The sequence below is a fragment of the Hydrogenophaga luteola genome, assembly GCF_042648585.1.
GTDB classification, from domain to species: Bacteria; Pseudomonadota; Gammaproteobacteria; order Burkholderiales; family Burkholderiaceae_C; genus Hydrogenophaga; species Hydrogenophaga luteola.
Map to the genome: position 1 here is coordinate 102137 of NZ_JBHRXX010000010.1, position 18359 is coordinate 120495.

At 70.2% G+C, this 18359-nt stretch carries 16 protein-coding genes; 8 read left to right on the forward strand and 8 right to left on the reverse strand.

All coding sequences use genetic code 11. The features are described 5' to 3' along the window. The first annotated feature begins 1 nt into the window (after position 1). Positions 2 to 991 carry a chorismate transformation enzyme, FkbO/Hyg5 family gene (locus ACFOPI_RS22310; RefSeq protein ID WP_382179051.1) on the forward strand — a complete coding sequence of 330 codons (990 nt, stop codon included), beginning with the start codon at positions 2 to 4 and terminating at the stop codon, positions 989 to 991. Here ACFOPI_RS22310 and ybeY read toward each other — a convergent pair whose 3' ends face one another. Then, a complete protein-coding gene (gene ybeY, locus ACFOPI_RS22315) occupies positions 992 to 1444 on the reverse strand; it encodes an rRNA maturation RNase YbeY (RefSeq protein ID WP_382179054.1) in 453 nt (150 codons plus the stop codon). A 22-nt stretch (positions 1445 to 1466) separates the two neighbouring features. After that, the gene (locus tag ACFOPI_RS22320; protein ID WP_382179057.1) at positions 1467 to 2441 is read right to left on the reverse strand and encodes a PhoH family protein; all 975 of its coding nucleotides are present in this window, start codon (positions 2439 to 2441) and stop codon (positions 1467 to 1469) included. Between the two features lie 37 nt (positions 2442 to 2478). On the opposite strand from ACFOPI_RS22320, the gene ruvA reads away from it, so the two are divergent. Both ruvA and ACFOPI_RS22330 read left to right on the forward strand, forming a co-directional pair. Continuing rightward, positions 2479 to 3057, forward strand: a complete 579-nt coding sequence (ruvA, locus tag ACFOPI_RS22325; RefSeq protein WP_382179060.1) for a Holliday junction branch migration protein RuvA — start codon at positions 2479 to 2481, stop codon at positions 3055 to 3057. Between the two features lie 35 nt (positions 3058 to 3092). After that, complete coding sequence (locus ACFOPI_RS22330) at positions 3093 to 4061, forward strand: hypothetical protein (RefSeq protein ID WP_382179063.1); 969 nt, start codon at positions 3093 to 3095, stop codon at positions 4059 to 4061. Here the strand turns inward: ACFOPI_RS22330 and ACFOPI_RS22335 are convergent. Beyond that, on the reverse strand, positions 4030 to 5127 hold the full coding sequence (locus ACFOPI_RS22335; protein WP_382179066.1) for a carbonic anhydrase: 1098 nt from the start codon (positions 5125 to 5127) through the stop codon (positions 4030 to 4032). The genes ACFOPI_RS22330 and ACFOPI_RS22335 overlap by 32 nt on opposite strands. Positions 5128 to 5225: 98 nt before the next feature. Between ACFOPI_RS22335 and ruvB the strand changes: the two genes are divergently transcribed. Next, a complete protein-coding gene (gene ruvB / locus ACFOPI_RS22340) occupies positions 5226 to 6284 on the forward strand; it encodes a Holliday junction branch migration DNA helicase RuvB (RefSeq protein ID WP_066258096.1) in 1059 nt (352 codons plus the stop codon). Between the two features lies 1 nt (position 6285). Next, positions 6286 to 7275 carry an SPOR domain-containing protein gene (locus tag ACFOPI_RS22345; protein ID WP_382179071.1) on the forward strand — a complete coding sequence of 330 codons (990 nt, stop codon included), beginning with the start codon at positions 6286 to 6288 and terminating at the stop codon, positions 7273 to 7275. On the opposite strand, the gene ACFOPI_RS22350 is transcribed toward ACFOPI_RS22345, so the two are convergent. Both ACFOPI_RS22350 and ACFOPI_RS22355 read right to left on the reverse strand, forming a co-directional pair. Then, entirely contained in the window at positions 7263 to 8990 is a 1728-nt protein-coding gene (locus ACFOPI_RS22350) for a lysoplasmalogenase family protein (RefSeq protein WP_382179074.1), read from the reverse strand. The two genes, ACFOPI_RS22345 and ACFOPI_RS22350, sit on opposite strands and share 13 nt — an antisense overlap. Positions 8991 to 9006: 16 nt before the next feature. Further along, positions 9007 to 9645, reverse strand: a complete 639-nt coding sequence (locus ACFOPI_RS22355; protein WP_382179077.1) for a histidine phosphatase family protein — start codon at positions 9643 to 9645, stop codon at positions 9007 to 9009. A gap of 107 nt (positions 9646 to 9752) precedes the next feature. Between ACFOPI_RS22355 and ACFOPI_RS22360 the strand changes: the two genes are divergently transcribed. After that, a complete protein-coding gene (locus ACFOPI_RS22360; protein ID WP_382179080.1) occupies positions 9753 to 11720 on the forward strand; it encodes a hybrid sensor histidine kinase/response regulator in 1968 nt (655 codons plus the stop codon). Positions 11721 to 11735: 15 nt separating this feature from the next. Here ACFOPI_RS22360 and ACFOPI_RS22365 read toward each other — a convergent pair whose 3' ends face one another. After that, complete coding sequence (locus ACFOPI_RS22365; RefSeq protein WP_382179083.1) at positions 11736 to 12380, reverse strand: DUF4136 domain-containing protein; 645 nt, start codon at positions 12378 to 12380, stop codon at positions 11736 to 11738. Positions 12381 to 12420: 40 nt separating this feature from the next. Next, positions 12421 to 13344 (reverse strand): tRNA 2-thiocytidine(32) synthetase TtcA, encoded by a 924-nt coding sequence (ttcA, locus tag ACFOPI_RS22370; RefSeq protein ID WP_382179086.1) that lies wholly within the window; start codon positions 13342 to 13344, stop codon positions 12421 to 12423. 254 nt (positions 13345 to 13598) lie between these two features. Between ttcA and ACFOPI_RS22375 the strand changes: the two genes are divergently transcribed. After that, entirely contained in the window at positions 13599 to 14651 is a 1053-nt protein-coding gene (locus ACFOPI_RS22375; protein WP_382179089.1) for an outer membrane protein, read from the forward strand. Between the two features lie 89 nt (positions 14652 to 14740). Here the strand turns inward: ACFOPI_RS22375 and ACFOPI_RS22380 are convergent, their stop codons facing one another. Next, on the reverse strand, positions 14741 to 16552 hold the full coding sequence (locus ACFOPI_RS22380) for a sigma 54-interacting transcriptional regulator (protein ID WP_382179091.1): 1812 nt from the start codon (positions 16550 to 16552) through the stop codon (positions 14741 to 14743). A 259-nt stretch (positions 16553 to 16811) separates the two neighbouring features. On the opposite strand from ACFOPI_RS22380, the gene ACFOPI_RS22385 reads away from it, so the two are divergent. Beyond that, entirely contained in the window at positions 16812 to 18287 is a 1476-nt protein-coding gene (locus tag ACFOPI_RS22385; RefSeq protein WP_382179094.1) for an aldehyde dehydrogenase family protein, read from the forward strand. The last annotated feature ends 72 nt before the right edge of the window (positions 18288 to 18359 follow it).

The window sequence follows — 18359 nt, forward strand, 5'->3', positions numbered from 1 at the left end:
CATGAGCCTGTCGCTCCTGAGCCCTCGTTCCTTTGCTTCGTTGCCACCCGGGCAGGTGCTCGGCGGCTTTCACGTCGGCGCCGCGTTTCCGCCATCGGTGGCATGGCCGCTGCAGCACCTGTCGACCCCGGTGCTGCACGGTGGTGATCCATTGCTGGAGTGCTGGGTGGTGCCGGACGGTGCGCCGATGTTGATTGGTGAGCACGAGGGCGTGGCCTGGCGCCGCAGCGGCGATCTGCTGTTCGGGGTGGTCGACGTGCAGGAGGCCGGGCTGGCCTTCGAACCCGGCCGAAGCGCCCTGCAGCAGGCCGCCTTCGACATCTACGCGCGCATATTCCGCCTGCTCGACGCCCAGGGCCTGCCCCACCTCTGGCGGCTGTGGAACTACATGGCCGACATCAATGGCGAGGCCGACGGCCTGGAGCGCTACCGCCAGTTCAACATGGGCCGCGGCGACGCCTTCGAGGCCGGCGAGCGCAGCGTCGTGGGCCGTGTGCCGGCGGCCTGTGCGCTGGGCGTGGCGTCCGGCCCGCTGACGGTCGCCTTCCTGGCTGGGCCGACGCCCATCGTGCCGGTCGAAAACCCGCGCCAGGTCAGCGCCTTCCACTACCCTGATCGCTACGGTCCACGCAGCCCGACCTTCTCGCGCGCGGCGCTGGTGCACCCGCCGGGGCAGGAAATCCTGTTCGTCTCGGGCACCGCCAGCATCGTGGGGCACGAGACTGTGCACCGGGGCGATGTGCGGGCGCAGACCGCGGAGAGCCTGGACAACATCGCGGCGGTCCTGGCCGAGGCTTCGCTGAAATCGCGCAGCGGCGCGTTCGCACTGGGCGATCTGGGCTACCGCGCCTACGTGCGCCACGCGGCCGATCTGGCCACCGTGCGCGAGGTGGTGGCGCAGCGCCTGGGCGATGCGCCGGTGAGCTACGTCCTGGCCGACGTCTGCCGCGCCGATTTGCTGGTCGAGATCGAAGGGCAGTGCGTCCGTTGATCAGTACGGGTTCTTGATGCCCAGGCCCGCAAGGATCTGAATCTCCCGCGCTTCCATCGCCTCGGCGTCTTCTTCGCTGGTCTCGTGGTCCCAGCCCTGGGCGTGCAGGGTGCCGTGCACCAGCAGGTGCGCGTAGTGGGCGGCCAGCGTCTTTTTCTGTTCCTTCGCTTCGCGTGCCACCACCGGCGCGCACAGCACCAGGTCGGCCATCACCACCGGCTCGGTGGCGTAGTCGAAGGTCAACACATTGGTCGCGTAGTCCTTGCCGCGGTAGCCGCGGTTGAGCGCCTGGCCTTCCTCGGCGTCGACGATGCGCACGGTGATTTCGGCGTCGGCCTCCAGCGCGTGGCGGATGCAGCGGGCGACGGTGTGGCGCGGCAGCGCGGCGCGGTGGCGGGCGGCGTCTTTCAAGTCGCCGAACTGCAGGGACAACGAGAGCGAAGGCAGGGCCATGGTCGGGGTGTCGGTCGAGGGGTCAGGCCGACTTGCGGCGGGTGCGGGCGGGCGCTTCGGCCACGCCCGGGCTGCGCGCGTCGTAGGCGTCGACGATGCGCGCCACCAGGGGGTGGCGCACCACGTCGGCGCTGGTCAGGCGGTTGAAGGCGATGCCGGTCACGCGCTTGAGCACGCGTTCGGCGTCGATCAGGCCCGAGAGCTGCGTCACCGGCAGGTCGATCTGGCTCACGTCGCCCGTCACCACCGCCTTGCTGCCGAAACCGATGCGGGTGAGGAACATCTTCATCTGCTCCACGGTCGTGTTCTGCGCTTCGTCGAGGATCACGAAGGCGTGGTTGAGCGTGCGCCCGCGCATGAAGGCCAGCGGCGCGATCTCGATCTGCTGGCGCTCGAAGGCCTTCTGCACCTTGTCGAAACCCATCAGGTCGTAGAGCGCGTCGTACAGCGGGCGCAGGTAGGGGTCGACCTTCTGGCCCAGGTCGCCGGGCAGGAAGCCCAGCTTCTCGCCGGCTTCGACGGCCGGGCGTGTCAGCACGATCTTCTGCACCGCGCTGCGCTCCAGCGCATCGACCGCGCAGGCCACCGCTAGGTAGGTCTTGCCAGTGCCGGCCGGACCGATGCCGAAGGTGATGTCGTGCGTGGCCATGTTCTCCAGGTAGCGCGCCTGGTTGGGCGTGCGCCCGCGCACCTCGCCGCGGCGCGTCTGCATGGCGGTGGCCTCGTCACCGCCGGGCGGCAGCGCGGTGTCGCCGGCCAGCATCAGCTGCACCTTCTCCTCGGGAATGGGCTTCTTCGCCATCTCGTACAGCGCCTGGATCACCTCCAGCGCCTGGTTGGCCTTGGCCTTGGGACCTTCGATGCGGAACTGTTCGAAGCGGTGTGCGACCTTGACCTGCAGCGCCGCCTCGATGCTGCGGATGTGGCTGTCCATCGGTCCGCACAGGTGGGCCATGCGGGTGTTGTCGGGCGGCGAGAAGGTGTGGCGGAGGATCAAAACAGATAATCCCGGACTGATTGGTGAAAGGCCCCCAATGATAGGCAAGCTGACCGGCACGCTGCTGGAGAAGAACCCGCCCCAGATCCTGATCGACTGCCACGGCGTCGGTTACGAGGTCGACGTGCCGATGAGCACCTTCTACAACCTGCCGGCCGCCGGCGAGAAGGTGTCGCTGCTGACGCACTTCGTGGTGCGCGAGGACGCGCAGATCCTCTACGGCTTCGGCAGCGCGGCCGAGCGCGAGGCGTTCCGCCAGCTGGTGAAGATCTCCGGCATCGGCCCGCGCACCGCCCTCTCGGTGCTCTCGGGCCTCTCGGTGGCCGAACTGGCGCAGGCGGTCACGGCGCAGGAAGCCGGACGCATCGTCAAGGTGCCGGGCATCGGCAAGAAGACCGCCGAGCGCCTGCTGCTCGAGCTCAAGGGCAAGCTGGGCGCCGACCTGCCGCTGCCGGGCGCGGCCGCCGCGGTGGGCGACGCGGCCAGCGACATCCAGCAGGCGCTGATGGCCTTGGGCTACAGCGAGAAGGACGCCGCGGCGGCGCTCAAGGCGCTGCCGGCCGGTGTGGGCGTGAGCGAGGGCATCAAGCTGGCGCTGAAGTCGCTGGCGAAGTAGGCAGGCACAGGCCGGACACGGCCAGGGGAGTGGAAATGAAAAAAGTCATGTGGTCGCTGCACCTGGTGGTGCTGGCGCTGTCGGGTTGTGCGTTCACGCCCAGCGGCAAGATGGAAGAGGCGCTGAAGTCCGGCCGCGCGGTGGTCATCAGTCCGGGGTTCACTGCTGGCGGGGCGCTGTGGGTGCGGCAGGGCAACCCGGACCAGCGGTTCACGCTGACGATCATGGCCGAGGCCAAGACCCGCATCGGCACCGCCTACCAGATGGCGGTGGTAGAGCCGGGCACCTACCACCTGGTGGGCGTGTCCGGCTACGCCGGGCCCGGGCGGGCGGTCCCCGGGGCCCTGCCGGCGCCGGGCGCCGTCGGGGCGGTGGGGCAAGTCATCATGCTCAACCGGATGTACAGCGAGCCGTACATCGAGCGGGTCTGGAAGGACCGCGTGGTCGAGCGGGGGATGATTCCCGGAGCCTCCTACTGCGCGTCCGCGGGGCGCTACGGCGACTGCCTGGTGTGGGGCCAGAACCCGCCCACCTATTACGAACGCATCGCCCAGGAGGCGGGCTGGTACGAGGAGAAGCGCTACCGCCCGGCCGTCAACGTGGTCGACCGCGTGCTGGCCTTCGGCATGCGGGGGCCGCTGGCCACGCTGGAGGTCCGCGCCGGGGAGGCCCTGCTGATCAACACGGTCCGAGTGCCGGTGCAAGACATCGGTTACGACCCGCAGCGCTGCGCCCCAGGGGAGGAGAAGGAGGAGGTGGTCTGTCCGCTGGACCGGGTGGTGGTCGAGTCGGGACAGATCAGCATGGATTTTTTCCGCGAGCAGGCGAGCACCGGTCGCGCGCCCCTGGACCCGGCCCTGCTGGCGCGCGTGAAGGCCCACCCGATCGAGCCGGTGGGGCGGTACGCCGGCCGCAGCGCGGACGGGCTGGCCCAGTACGAGTTCAGCGGCACCACGGCGGTGGCGCCGCGGCTCACATCCCCTCGCGCACGACCCGCCCGTTGAGCGCCTGCACCGGGCGGGCATTGTTCGGGAAGATCTGGGCAAACAGCTTGAGCTGTTCCCGGCTCACCGTCACCGGGGTTTTGAGCACGTTCCACAACACGCCCTCGGTGCAAGGCGGGGTGGTGAGCGAACCCATGAACTGGTAGTAGCGCTGGTCGGTGGGCAGCAGTTCGCGCAGGTCGATCAGGCCCGCGGGCAGGCGCACCCGGTCGCCGCTGTCCAGCGGCATGTGGGTCCACACCTTGTGGATGAGCCCGTTGGCCGCGCCCGGGTCGATCAGCACCGCCACCACCGCCAACTGGCCTTCGTGGTTCTTGTGCACCAGGTGCGCGACCATCGCGAAACTTCGGTGGTTGACGCGCTCTTCCGACGGGTGGTGGAAGTGGAACTGCAGCAGCTCGTAGGTGGAGCCGCGCACGCTCAGCGTGTTGCCCGGTTCCAGGTCGACCTGGATGGTGTGGCCGTTGTTCACCACGCTGCCGCCAGTGGGTCGGTAGTCGAACTGCAGCGGTTCGGCCGGGCCCTGCAGCGTGACGGACTCCTGGATGTGTACGGGCGACTGGCGCTTGCCGATCGCACAGACATTGAACTCGGGTTTCACGCGGGCCCAGTGCTCGGGGCCGTACTCCCCTTCGTAGGACCAGTGCGGGTCGTGCCCTTTGGCCGCCAAGCCGCCATGGGCCTCGGGCGCGGCGTGGCCGTCTCGGATGGCCTTGACCACCCGTTTGGATGTCTGGTGGGTCGAGGGCGGTGCGACCTCGGTGCCGCGGTGCTTGTCCAGTACCGCCTTGATCTTGGCTGCCACCGCTTGCGGGTCGGAGGCGGACGCGGAAGCGGCAGCCGGCTCGGCTATGGCGGCTTTGGGCTGGGCGCCGGGTTTGGCGGTGCCTACAGGCAGCGAGATCGGGGCGGGCGGTGGCGGGGCAGCGGCCGCTGCACCGCCGGTCGCCCGAGCCGTGCCCGGCGCCGTCAGGAACCAGGCCGCTGCCATGAGCAACGCCGAAGCGAGGGCGGTCCGGGTCAGCACCGAGGTCGCTGGACGGTGGGCGGTGGTGGAGCGGTGCATGGTGGGTGAGGTCGGACAACAGGGGGTGTTTCGGGTATCGGCAGGCGGCGCTCCCGACTTGAGCCACGCCTCGGAAACGGGCCTGTATAGTCGGCTCCGTGAGCATCCAGACCGACGATTTCGCCCCCGCACCACGGGTCGTTTCCGCCACCACTTTTTCGCCCAAGGAAGAAGCGATCGAGCGCGCCCTGCGCCCCAAGCTGCTGGACGAGTACGTGGGCCAGCAGAAGGTGCGCGAGCAGCTGGAGATCTTCATCGGCGCGGCGAAAAAGCGCGCCGAGGCGCTGGACCATGTGCTGCTGTTCGGCCCGCCTGGCCTGGGCAAGACCACGCTCTCCCACATCATTGCGCAGGAGCTGGGCGTGAACCTGCGCCAGACCAGCGGGCCGGTGCTGGAAAAGCCCAAGGACCTGGCGGCGCTGCTGACCAACCTCGAGCCCAACGACGTGCTGTTCATCGACGAGATCCACCGGCTCAGCCCGGTGGTCGAGGAAATCCTCTACCCCGCGCTGGAGGACTACCAGATCGACATCATGATCGGCGAGGGGCCGGCGGCCCGTTCGATCAAGCTCGACCTGCAGCCCTTCACCCTGGTCGGCGCCACCACCCGCGCCGGCATGCTCACCAACCCGCTGCGCGACCGCTTCGGCATCGTGGCGCGGCTGGAGTTCTACACCGCCGAAGAGCTCTCGCGCATCGTCACCCGCAGCGCCGGCCTGCTGAACGCGCCGATCGATGCGGCCGGCTCGTTCGAGATCGCGCGCCGCTCGCGCGGCACGCCCCGCATCGCCAACCGCCTGCTGCGCCGCGTGCGCGACTACGCCGACGTCAAGGGCGACGGCCGCATCACGGCGGACATCGCCGGCCGCGCGCTGACCATGCTGGATGTCGATCCGCAGGGCTTCGACCTGATGGACCGCAAGCTGCTGGAAGCGGTGATCCACCGTTTCGACGGCGGCCCCGTGGGGCTGGACAACATCGCGGCGTCCATTGGCGAGGAGCGCGACACCATCGAGGACGTGATCGAGCCCTACCTGATCCAGCAGGGCTACCTGCAGCGCACGCCGCGTGGGCGCACCGCCACGCTGGCGGCCTACCGCCACCTGGGCGTGGCGCCGCCGGCCTCGGGCGACCAGCTGTTCCAGGACGCGGGCTGACGTGAATACCGGGCAGAACGATCCGACCGGACTGCCCCTCAGCGCGGCTTCGCTGTACCGCGCGGCCCTGGGCCCGGCCGGAGCCAGCGCCTACCTGCCCGTCATTGCGCGCTTTGAGGAACGCGGGCGCTCGGCCCTGGTCTGGAACACGCGTGCGGCCCTGGGCCAGCTGGCCTGGCTGGCCTACTGGCGGTTGTGGGGCGCCGCGTTCGCGCAGGCCGGCTTGGCGCTCGCCCTTGCCGCAGCCCTGGGCTGGCTGTGGGCGCGCGCCGAGGGCGTGCCCACGGGCATCCGGGTCGGGCTGACGGCGTCGGCTCTGGTGCTGTGGTGCGCGCTGCCCGGTCTCTGGGGCATGGCCTGGCTGCACAGGGGGCTGCGCGAGCGTGTGGCCGCCGCTGTGGAGCAGGCCGACAGTTTCCAGGAGGCTGTGGAGCGGCTGGAGCGCTCGGAGTACGGCTGGCGCGTGGCGGGCCTTGTGGCCGCGGCGGCGACCCTGGTGGTCGTGGCCTTGCTGGCCGGGGCGGTCGGGCAGCAGTGGCGTACTGCGGTGGCGCAAGCGGCACAGGCCCAACTGCCCGTGCCGCCGCAGCAGCAGGCTCCGCGGGTTGTGCCACCGCCCGTCGCATCGCCCACCGAGGTACCGCCGGCCCCGCCCGCCGTGCCGCCGGTTCAGGACCCTGTCGAACCCGTGGCAGCCGTGCTCGCAGCGCCGGCGGCCGAACCCACCCCGGCGGGGCCCGAGCCGGTGCTCCGGCCCCGGCCGCGCGGTTTCGGCGTCAATGTGGGCATGTTCGCCAGGGAAGCGAATGCCCAGCGGGCCAGGACCCTGCTGGTCGAGGCCGGTCTGCCCGTGCTGGAAGACCCGATCGAGTCGGCGCGGGGGCCGCTCACCCGCGTGCGGGTGGGGCCTTTCGAGCGGCGCGAAGAGGCCGAGGCGGCCGCGGCGAAGGTGCGGGCGCTGGGACTGGAGGCCCGGGTCTACGCGCCCTGAGTCGTGCCCTCTCGCAGCAGGCCGGCCACCATCAGGCACTGCGCCGCGTAGTAGGTCGAGAGCACCAGCAGGTCGCGCGCCGGCAGCGGCACCAGGAAGCGGTCGGTCGCCAGCAGGGTGTCGCTGAGCATGAAGCACACGGCGCCTGTGGCCACGCGCCAGGCCGCCGGGCTCGCGTGCACGCGGGCCCGGCCCAGGGCCTGCGACGCCATCAGCGCGATGGCCAGCACGTAGGCCGCCACCGGCGCCCGAAGACCCGCTGGCAGACCATCGCTCCACGGCCCTCCACTCCAGAGCAGCGCGTACATCGCCAGTCCCACGGCGCCCACCGCCACCAGCGCCCTCCGATCGGCGAACCAGGGAGCGTCGGACTTCAGGCGGGCAATGTAGGCGAGGTGCGCCAGCAGGAACGAGGCGAGGCCGGCGATGAAGAAGCCATCGAACATCAGGAAGGCGTCGCCCGCGAGCGAGCCGGCCAGCGCGACCAGCAGCCAGCCCCGGCCGCGCCCGTCCGTGCGCAGCACCAGCGCAATGGCGATCAGCATGGTCAGTGGCTTGAACACCCGGTGCAGCACGGTCCAGCCTTCGGCCGCGGCGAGCGTGGCCACGGCGGCGCTGAGCAGCATCAGCACCAGACCGGGACCGATGCGCCCTTGCAGCAGTGCGCCCTGCGCCCAGAGCCCGGCCAGCAGGGCGGCGGCCCAGGCCAGGTTGCCGGGCAGGGGGCGCGCGTCGGCGGTCCAGAGGAAGAAGGCCACGCCGCCGAGCAGCAGCACGAACATCAGCGCCGCGAGTGCCCGCGCGCCGCGGGTGGTGGGCGGGTCGAAGCGCTGCACCGTGGCGATCTCGAAGGCGGGGGCTGGCCAGCGGACCGCCACATCGGCCGCTTGCCAGCCTGGCGGCCGCAGCCAGGTGCGCAGCCGGTCGCCCCAGCTGCCGGTGCGCGCGCTGTCGCGGGCCAGCCCCGCATAGACCTCGGCATTGGCCCAGACCGGGTCCCAGCTCTGCAGCGGCTTGCGTGTGCCGTAGACGCAGGGCTCTTTCGGGTCCTCCGGCTCGAAGCTGCCGAACAGGTGGTCCCAGAGCATCAGGATGCCGCCGTAGTTCTTGTCCAGGTAACGGTCGTTCACGGCGTGGTGCACGCGGTGGTTGGAGGGCGAGGCGAACCAGCGGTCGAAGCGGCCGAGCGAGCCGATCTGCTCGGTGTGGATCCAGAACTGGTAGAGCAGGTCGATCAGCCCGACCACGGCAAACACCAGCGGCGGCACGCCGGCCAGCGCCATCGGCAGGTAGAACACCCAGCCCAGCAGCGCGTAGCTGGCGGGCTGGCGCAGCGCGGTCGAGAGGTTGTAGTGCTGGCTCTGGTGGTGCACCACGTGCGCGGCCCAGAGCACGCCCACCTCGTGGCCCAGGCGGTGGTTCCAGTAGTAGAGGAAGTCGTAGAACACCAGGGCCAGCAGCCAGCCGGCGGGCGAGGTCCAGAAGGCGTCGTTGTTCCACAGCGCGGCGTGGTCCTGCACCCAGACGTAGATGCCCAGGCGCAATGCGAGCGTAAACACGTCGGCAATGCGGCTGAGCATGCCCAGGCCGATGCTGTTGAAGGTGTCGGCCAGCGCATAGGTGTTGCGCCCGCGCCGCCGGCCGACCCAGAACTCGATGGCGATGAGCAGCAGGAACACCGGTGTGGCGAGCACGATGACCTGGTTGGGGCTCATGGGCGGCGGGGGCGGTTCAGGTGGTGCTCTCGTCCAGCGCCCCGTCCTGCAGGTGGCCGGTGTCGGCCCAGCCGACCAGGCCCAGGCCTTCGGGCGTCCAGAGCAGGCGGTTGACCGCGGTATTGCTCAGGTCCCAGGTGCGCGGTGCCTGCAGCTCCAGCCGCGTGGCGGCGCGGTAGAGGATGTCCAGCACCCCGCCGTGGGCGACCAGCATGAGCTGTTCCCCGGGGTGGCGCGCCGCGATCTCGTCGACCGCGGCGACCACGCGTTCGCGCAATTGCAGCAGCGACTCGCCGCCAGGGGGCGCGAAGTCGGGCACGCGCTTGCGCCAGGCCAGCGCGTCCTCCGGATGGTGGGCCTCGATCTCGGCCCAGGTCAGGCCTTCGAAGCGGCCGAAGGCGCGTTCGCGCAGGCCCTTGTGGGTGTGCACCAGCTTGCCGTGGGCGCGGGCCGTGGTGCTGGCGGTGTCGAAGGCGCGCGATAGATCGCTGGCGTAGAACGCGGCGATGGCTTCGTCGCGCAGCGCCTGGGCCAAGCGCTCGGCCTGCCAGCGGCCCTTGTCGGACAGGGCGATGTCGGTGTGGCCCTGGATGCGGGTGTCGCGGTTCCAGGCGGTTTCGCCATGGCGCACGGCGATGATGCGGGTGACATGCAAGGAATGGTCCTCGGGGAGAAAACGGCCACTGTAGCGCCGGACGCACGGTCTGACCATCGGATGGCCGGCGGGTGTCTGGGGTTCGGGTTGCAAGACACAATGTGGCGATGCCGGATCACCACGACGCCCGCGTGGCGGACTTCTCGTCGCTGTTCCAGTTCCTGCCGATCGGTGCCTACCGCAGTTCCAGGGACGGCGTGATGCTGCGTGCCAACCCGGCGCTGGTGCAGATCAACGGCTACAGCGACGAGCAGGTCATGCTGGCCGACGTGAACCGGTCGGCCAGCGACTGGTACGTGCAACCCGGCCGCCGGGCCGAGTTCCAGTCGCAACTGGTGCGCGACGGTTTCGTGCGCGGCTTCGTCTCCGAGGTGGTGCGCCACTGCGATCGCGAACACCGCTGGGTGAACGAAAACGCCCACGCGGTGTACGACCCGCAGGGGCAGCTGCTCTATTACGAAGGCACGGTCGAGGACATCAGCGAGCGGGTGCAGGCCGAACTCGCGCTGAGGGACAGCGAGGCGCTCTGGAAGCTGGCGCTGGACAGCACCGGGGACGGCGTGTGGGACTGGAACCTGGTGACCGGCGCAGAATATGTGTCGCCGCGCATCAAGGCCATGTACGGCTACGCCGACGACGAGCTGGCGCCGCGCGCGCAAGAGCTGGACGAGCGGACCCATCCGGACGATGTGGCCCAGATGCAGGCCGACCGGAAGGCGCACTTCGAGGGACGCAGCGCGCTGTACCGCAACGAACACCGCATCCGCTGCAAGGACGGGTCGTGGAAGTGGGTGCTCTCGCGCGGCATGGTGATCGCGCGCGACGCCGACGGCCGGCCGCTTCGCATGGTGGGCACGCACACCGACATCACCGAACTCAAGCAGGCCGAGGCGCAGCAGCGGGCGCTGGAGACGCAGTTGCGCGAGTCACAGAAGATGGAGGCCATCGGCACCCTGGCCGGCGGCGTGGCGCACGACTTCAACAACCTGCTGGCCGCCATCCTGGGCAACCTGGCCCTGGCGCGCGAAGACGTGGGGCCGGACCACGCCGCCCAGGAGAGCTTGGCCGAGATCCACCGCGCCGCCATCCGCGCGAGGCAGCTGGTGCAGCAGATTCTGGCCTTCAGCCGGCGCCAGGCGCAGGAGCTGCAGCGCCAGCCGCTCAAGCCGCTGGTGAACGAGGCGCTGCGTCTGATGCGCTCGCTGCTGCCCGCGGGCGTGCGGTTGAACGCCCGCCTGACCGCAACACCGCTGCCGGTGCTGGCCGATGCCACCCAGGTGCAGCAGGTGCTGATGAACCTGTGCACCAATGCCTGGCAGGCGCTGGACCAGCGACCGGGCGACATCACCGTGGGGCTGGACGAGGTGGCGCTGGATGCGGCGCAGGCGCTGCGGCTGGGCCATCTGCCGCCCGGTGCCTATGCCTTGCTGAGCGTGGCCGACAACGGGCCGGGCATGGACGAGGCGACGCAGCAGCGCGTGTTCGAACCCTTCTTCACCACCAAGGCGCCGGGCAGTGGCACGGGGCTGGGGCTGTCGGTGGTGCACGGCATCGTCAAGGCGCACCAGGGGGCGATCACGCTGCACAGCACGCCGGGCGAAGGCACCCGGTTCGACGTCTTCCTGCCGCTGGCCTCGGGCGCTGCGGACGCCGAGGCACCCGCGCCAGCCGCGCCACCACCGCCGGTTCCCGGGCCGCCGGGGCGGCACATCGTCTACGTGGACGACTACGAGGCGCTGGTGTTCCTGGCCGGCCGGCTGCTGCGCAAACAGGGGTATCGGGTCAGCACCTTCCTTTCGGGCGAGGAGGCCTTGGCCTGGTTTCGCAGCAGCCAGGATCCGGTGGACCTGTGCGTGACCGACCACAACATGCCGGGCATGAGTGGCGTGGAACTGGCGCAGGCGGTGCATGCGCTGCGGCCCGGTCTGCGCATCGCCATTGTCTCCGGCCATGTGAACGAGGCGCTGCTCGGAGCCGCGGCCGCGGCCGGCGTGTACGACGTGCTGGGCAAGCAGGACAGCATGGACGCGCTGGCCGATGCGGTGCGCGCGTTGATGGAGGAGTCGCCGCGCTGACGGTGCCGGACGGGCTCAGCGCGCCAGGTCGATGTCGACCTGCCGGGGGCCGGACGGTGGCACCGGGAACCCGTTCAGCGCCGCCTGCAGCATGGCCTGCCAGAGCGCGGGCGTGCTGTTCCAGCGGCCGTCGTGGCCGGCCTGGGTTTCGTAGACCACACGGCCCGACGCCGCATCGCGGATCACCACGGTCACCTTGCGCTCGTACCAGGGCATGTCCATCGGCATGACGAACATCGGCGACCAGTAGAAGTAGCCATTGCCGGCCACGACCTGTCCCCGGAAGCGCCAGCCGGCCCAGGGGTCGTCCCAGGGGCTGCGGGCGTTGCGCAGGGTGGTGGCCGTGACCTGCACCCGCCAGGGGGCGTTGGCCGGCGCCTCGGCGACCGTCCAGCCGTGCGTTTCCAGCACGGTCCGGGTCCAGGCTTCCAGCCGGTTCTGGTCTTCGGCGGACCCGCCCTCTTTCTGCGAGGGCAGGCGCTCAAAGCGGTAGGTCTGCGGGGCCTGGGGCACGGCCGCCGGCGCCTGGGCGCCCGCCGCGCCTGTGGGAATGTCGGCCGACCAGTGCGCGTAGCTCTGCACCGCGTTGTCCACGCGGTAGGTACCGGCACAGCCGGCCAGGGCGAGGGTGGTCAGCAGGGCAAGGGCGAGGCGGGTCATGGGTCCTCCGGCGGGGTGGGCGCCTGGCACGGCGCCCGGGTCAGGTGGTGGCGGCGATCGGTATGACCGTTGCACGGGGCCGGACGTTCACTTCTTCAGCATCCGCATTGGCGGCGGGCGGGGCCACCAGCGGTTCCTCGTCGAAGGCCAGGTCGCCGTCTGCGACCGGCGCGCCGGTGGTCTGCAGGGTCTGGAAGGGGTAGAGCGAGCGGTCCATCAGGTGGCTGGGCACCACGTTTTGCAGGGCATGCAGCATGTTCTCCAGCCGGCCGGGGAACTGCTTGTCCCAGTCGCGCAGCAGGTTGCCCACCTGCTTGCGCTGCAGGTTCTCCTGGCTGCCGCAGAGGGTGCAGGGGATGATGGGGAACTGGCGGTGTTCGGCCCAGCGGATCAGGTCCTTCTCGGGCACGTAGGCCAGCGGGCGGATCACCATGAACTCCCCGTTGTCGCTGACCAGCTTGGCCGGCATGCCCTTGAGCTTGCCGCCGAAGAACATGTTCAGGAACAGCGTCTGCAGCATGTCGTCGCGGTGGTGGCCCAGCGCGATCTTGGTCGCCCCCAGCTCCTTCGCCACGCGGTAGAGGATGCCGCGGCGCAGCCGGCTGCACAGGCTGCACATGGTTTTGCCCGGTTCGATCTTTTCCTTGACGATCGAATAAGTATCTTGTGTCTCGATGTGAAACTTGATACCGAGTTTGGACAGGTATTCGGGCAGGATGTGGGCCGGAAAGCCCGGTTGCTTCTGGTCGAGGTTGACCGCGATCAGCTCGAAGTTCACCGGGGCGCGCTTCTGCAGCTTCATCAGGATGTCGAGCAGGCCATAGCTGTCCTTGCCGCCCGAGAGACAGACCATCACGCGGTCGCCTTCCCCGATCATGTTGTAGTCCACGATGGCGCGGCCGACTTCGCGGCACAGGCGTTTTTCGAGTTTCTGGTTTTCGAAGGCGAGTTTTTCTGGGGTCATGGGTCGGGCCTCGGTTCAGAGGGGTTCGGCGTTGCGCCAGACGCGACGGAGAAACGCCGCGGCGAGCGGAAATTCACAGGGCGGGCGTCGGTTGTGGCAGAACGGAAACGCCCCCGTGGCCGGCACGGGTCAATAGGTAGAATCCCGGTCCGTGTCGAGGCCCTCAGGGCCCCGCATTGGTTTCCCTCTTCATCTGTTGCGGCCCGCGATTCGGTCGTTGCGGGCGATCCACGATTTTATTTGGAGTCTTCTTGATGTCTTTTGCTCTTCATCGGGTGGCCCTGGCCGCCGCTCTGGTCACCGTTGCTTCCGTCGCCGCCGCCCAGACCGCCGGCATGACCACCGACCGCGACGGCAACACCGGCTACGCCACGCCCGAGGCTTGCGACGCCGCCATCCAGAACGGCACGGCCAAGTTCTACAAGCCCCAGACCAAGCAGAAGCCCAAGCTGCGCGCCGGTGAAGCCTCGGTGTCGCCGATGCTGCTCAAGGACCTGAGCCCCACCTACAGCAAGGGCGCCTGCGACAAGGGCGTGGCCACGGCCCGCGGCCGCGGCGGTGTGAGCAAGGCGCTGCAGGGCAAGTGGATCCCGTTCAGCCCGAACATGGAAGTCAACGCGTACAAGGACGCCAGCGGCAAGATCGTTCGCGTGACCATGCGCCAGTGCGACAACCACTTCTCCGACCTGCTGCCGCGCCCGACCCCGGTGGCCGCTCCGGTGCCGGTTCCCGCAGCAGCCCCCGCGCCCGCCCCGGTGGCGGCCGCGCCTGCGCCCGCACCGGTGCCCGCACCCGCACCGGTGCTCAAGGCCGCTGAAGTCGTGGCCTTCCCGTACGTCTTCGGCACCGTCGGCGCCCAGCGCGACCTGATCGGCAACGGCCCGATCGACGGCATCGCCCAGCACAACGACCACGACACCAAGCCCGCCCTGCAGCTGGGCGCCGGCTACCAGTTCAACAAGCTCTGGGGTGCGGAAGCCTTTGCCCAGTTCGGCAGCGGCCACAACTTCGAGAACGGCCTGGAGTCCAAGGTCAGCGCCCTGGGCCTGCGCGGCACCGTCGGCACCGATCTGGGTGAAGCCACCCGCCTGTTCGGCAAGGCCGGCGTCGCCCGCGTGAAGCACACCGACGCCGTTGAAGGCACGCAGACCCGCCCGACCCTGGGCCTGGGCCTGACCCACGCGTTCACCAAGAACCTGTCGCTGCGCAGCGACTTCGACGTGTTCCTGAAGAAGAGCTCGGACGAAGCCCGTTCCTGGAAAGAGCTGATGTACCTGGGCGTTGGCGTCCAGTACAACTTCAAGTGATGCCGGTGCTGGCCGCCTGACGCGCCAGCCTGAAGCAAATGGGGCCCCGCGAGGGGCCCTTTTTCATTGGGGGTCGGCGCGTGCCGCCGTCAGGGCCGGGCGTCCCGGCCCACCGCCAGGCCGTGGCGGCGCGCGCGGTAGAGCAGGGTGGCACGGGTGATGCCCAGCTGCCGGGCCGCAGCGGCCGCGTTGCCGCCGGTGCGCTTGAGGGCGGCGGCGATCCACTGCTGCTCGGCGTCTTCCAGTGTCTGCCCGGGCATCTGCGCGGCACCTACGGCGGTGCCTTCGGGTGTGCCCACCAGGCGCCCTCCGGTGCCGCCTTCGGCCGGCAGCGAGAGCACGCCGTCGCCGAGCTCTTCACCACCCCGGAACAGCTGGTGCACGTCGATCAGTTCGCCGTCGTTGACCATGATCACCGCGCGCTCGATCAGGTTCTGCAGCTCGCGGATGTTGCCGGGGAAGCCATAGTTGAACAGGGCCTTGACGGCGCGCTGGCTGAAGCCGGGCACGTCGCGCTGGTAGCGCTCGCGGTAGTGGTGCAGGAAGTGCTGCATCAGTAGCGGGATGTCGTCGCGCCGTTCACGCAGCGGCGGCAGGTGGATCGGGAAGACGTTGAGCCGGTAGAACAGGTCTTCGCGAAAGCGGCCCTGGCGCACCGCCTCGCGCAGGTTCTCGTTGGTCGCGGCCACCAGCCGCACATTCACCCGCAGGGTCCGGGTGCCGCCCACGCGCTCGATTTCGCCCTCCTGCAGGGCGCGCAGCAGCTTGCCCTGAGCCACCAGGCTGAGCGTGCCGATCTCGTCCAGGAACAGCGTGCCGCCGTCGGCGCGCTCGAAGCGCCCCGGACGCGAGGCGCCGGCCCCGGTGTAAGCGCCGCGTTCCACCCCGAACAGCTCGGACTCGATCAAGGTTTCGGGAATCGCTGCGCAGTTGATGGCGACGAAGGCCTGGCCGGCCCGGTCGCTGCTGCGGTGCAGGCTGCGCGCGAACATCTCCTTGCCCACGCCGGACTCGCCGGTGAACAGCACGGTGGCGGGCGTGGGGGCGACGCGGCGCACCATGTGGAAGGCGGCGTTGAAGGCGGACGAGGCACCGACCAGGGTCGGGTCCTGCCCGCCCGTGGCACTCTGGGTGGCCCACGGCCCCAGCGGCGCCGCCGCCGGCTCGGCGTCCGGCCCGTCTTCGCCCAGCTGCAGGTACCTCAGGTCCTCCTGCGGGTCGTCCCAGAGTTCCACCGAGCGGCCGATCACCCGGCACTGGGCGTCGCCGGCCGAGCGGCAGGCGACCTCGCGGAACAGGATCAGACGGCCGAACAGCGTGCTCACGTACCCGGTGGCGTAGCCGGTCTGCATCCAGCAGGCGGGCGAGCCGCCCACGCCGTAGACCGCGATGTGCTCGTCGTCCTCGCTGGAGTTGTGCCAGAGGAATTCGCCCTGGTAGTCGCCGGTGGCGGCGTCGTAGCTCACGCGCACCACCTCCACCTTCACCACACCCTCCAGCGCGTGCAGCCGCGTGCCGGCCACGGCGGCCACGGGCGGTTCGGCGTCCGGCCACTGGCGGCGCACCAGCTCGGCGTCGCGCGCGCCGCTGAGGTAGCCCATGCGGGTGAGCAGGCCGCGCGCCTTGTCCAGGCCCATGGTCTCGATCAGTTCGCGGCGCAGCCCGCCCAGGGCCTCGGCGTGCATCAGCACCATGCGCTGGTCCTGCAGCCAGATGCGGCCGTCGCCGGGCGAGAAGAACAGGCATTCGCTCAGGTCGGCCACGGTCGGGTGGCTGCTGCCGTCGACCTGCTGCAGGTCGAAGCGCCACTGGCCGGAGAACGGGGCCTGAGTCGGCGGCGCCGGCCGTGCGGCGCCGGTGGCGCGGTGGAGCTGGGCCAGGGAGATGCGGGGACTGGGCATGGAGCAACCAAAAATGAATGCAGACATTCAATGTTCGCATTCATGAATGTCTCTTTGCAGTGATGTTTTCCCGCAGCCGCGGGGTCCGAAGGGCACTTTCCAGCGATCAGGGTTTGTCCGGAGCGCTCCCTCTGGCGCAAGGGCCTGGCGGACGGTCGCGGCCCGCGCGGTGGACCGGGACTGGTACGCCCGTTGCAAAGCACGCTGGGCACAGCCGGGGCGCACCCGGCACACAACCCTCAACCAAAGGAGACATCACATGGGTGTTGCGGAACACATCAACTGGGCCGACGCGGCCTGCTGGAACGGCACCGCCTTCGACGGCGGCTGGAACACGCGCTTGGCCGCCAGCCAGGACGTGGTGGAGCCGGCGACCGGCCAGCCGCTGTGGCGCACCGGCGTGGCCAGTGGCGCCGACATGAACGCCGCCATCGGCCGCGCCCACGCCGCGCAGGCCGCCTGGGCCGCCACGCCACCGCGCGACCGTGCGGCCATCCTGCTCAAGGCCGCCGCGCTGTTCGAGCAGCACTTCGACGAGCTGGCGCTGATGATCGCCCGCGAGACCGGCGGCATCATCCCCAAGGGCCAGCACGAGGTGCGCGAGGCCGTGGTGCTGTGCCGCCTGGCCGCGGCCCTGCCGATGCAGGCGCAAGGCCAGGTGCTGCCCAGCACGCCGGGCCGCCTGTCCATCGCGCGCCGCGTGCCGCACGGCGTGGTGGGCGTGATCTCGCCCTTCAACTTCCCGCTCATCCTGAGCCTGCGCTCGGTGGCGCCCGCCCTGGCGCTGGGCAACGCCGTGGTGCTCAAGCCCGATGTGCGCACGCCCGCCAGCGGCGGCTTCATCATCGCGCGGGTGTTCCAGGAAGCGGGCCTGCCGGCCGGCGTCCTGCAGGTGCTGCCCGGCAATGCCGAGGCCGGTGAGGCGCTGGTGGTGGACCCGCGCGTGCCCATGATCGCCTTCACCGGTTCGCCCGGAGTCGGCCGGCGCATCGGCGAGCTGGCCGGCAAGCACCTCAAGAAGGTGTCGCTGGAGCTCGGCGGCGCCAACAACCTGATCGTTCTGGAAGACGCCGATCTGGACGCTGCCGCCAGCGCCGTCGCGTTCGGCGCCTGGTTCCACCAGGGCCAGATCTGCATGGCCAGCAACCGCGTGCTGGTGCATGCGGCCATCGCCGAGGGCCTGAAGGCCCGCCTGGTCGGCAAGGCCACGCACCTGCCGGTGGGCGATGGCGCCAGCGGCCAGGTCGCCCTGGGGCCGATGATCGACCAGAAGCAGCTCTCGCACTTCGATGCGGTGGTCAAGGACACGGTGAAACAGGGCGCCACGCTGGAGGCCGGCGGCACGCACGAGGGCCTTTGCTACAAGCCCACGGTGCTCTCGGGTGTGAAGCCGGGCATGCGCAGCTTCGACGAGGAGCCTTTCGGTCCGGTGGTGAACCTGGTGACGTTTGGCTCTGACGACGAGGCCGTGGCCCTGGCCAACACCAGCCAGGGCGGGCTGGCCGCCGCGGTGATCAGCCGCGACGTGGGCCGCGCCATGGCCATCGGCGAGCGGCTGAACGCCGGCATGGTCCACATCAACGACCAGACCGTCAACGACGACTGCACCAACCCCTTCGGCGGCCCCGGCCTGGGCGGCAACGGCAGTGCGGTCGGTGGACCGGCCGACATCGACGAGTACACGCGCTGGCAGTGGTGGACGGTCAAGGCCGCCCTGCCGCAGTACCCGTTCTGACCCCCACCGCCGCCCGGCTTCGCGCCGGGCGGTGACCCCCGGTTTTTCAACCACACGGACCGGCGCCCCGAT

Bases quoted from the DNA above. Each gene is read 5' to 3' on its own strand.
- ACFOPI_RS22310 (WP_382179051.1), top strand. From the start codon at position 2: ATGAGCCTGTCGCTCCTGAGCCCTCGTTCCTTTGCTTCGTTGCCACCC.
- ACFOPI_RS22350 (WP_382179074.1), bottom strand. From the start codon at position 8,990: ATGAGCCCCAACCAGGTCATCGTGCTCGCCACACCGGTGTTCCTGCTG.
- ACFOPI_RS22385 (WP_382179094.1), top strand. From the start codon at position 16,812: ATGGGTGTTGCGGAACACATCAACTGGGCCGACGCGGCCTGCTGGAAC.
- ACFOPI_RS22375 (WP_382179089.1), top strand. From the start codon at position 13,599: ATGTCTTTTGCTCTTCATCGGGTGGCCCTGGCCGCCGCTCTGGTCACC.
- ACFOPI_RS22380 (WP_382179091.1), bottom strand. From the start codon at position 16,552: ATGCCCAGTCCCCGCATCTCCCTGGCCCAGCTCCACCGCGCCACCGGC.
- ACFOPI_RS22365 (WP_382179083.1), bottom strand. From the start codon at position 12,380: ATGACCCGCCTCGCCCTTGCCCTGCTGACCACCCTCGCCCTGGCCGGC.
- ACFOPI_RS22330 (WP_382179063.1), top strand. From the start codon at position 3,093: ATGAAAAAAGTCATGTGGTCGCTGCACCTGGTGGTGCTGGCGCTGTCG.
- ybeY (WP_382179054.1), bottom strand. From the start codon at position 1,444: ATGGCCCTGCCTTCGCTCTCGTTGTCCCTGCAGTTCGGCGACTTGAAA.
- ruvA (WP_382179060.1), top strand. From the start codon at position 2,479: ATGATAGGCAAGCTGACCGGCACGCTGCTGGAGAAGAACCCGCCCCAG.
- ACFOPI_RS22360 (WP_382179080.1), top strand. From the start codon at position 9,753: ATGCCGGATCACCACGACGCCCGCGTGGCGGACTTCTCGTCGCTGTTC.
- ACFOPI_RS22335 (WP_382179066.1), bottom strand. From the start codon at position 5,127: ATGCACCGCTCCACCACCGCCCACCGTCCAGCGACCTCGGTGCTGACC.
- ttcA (WP_382179086.1), bottom strand. From the start codon at position 13,344: ATGACCCCAGAAAAACTCGCCTTCGAAAACCAGAAACTCGAAAAACGC.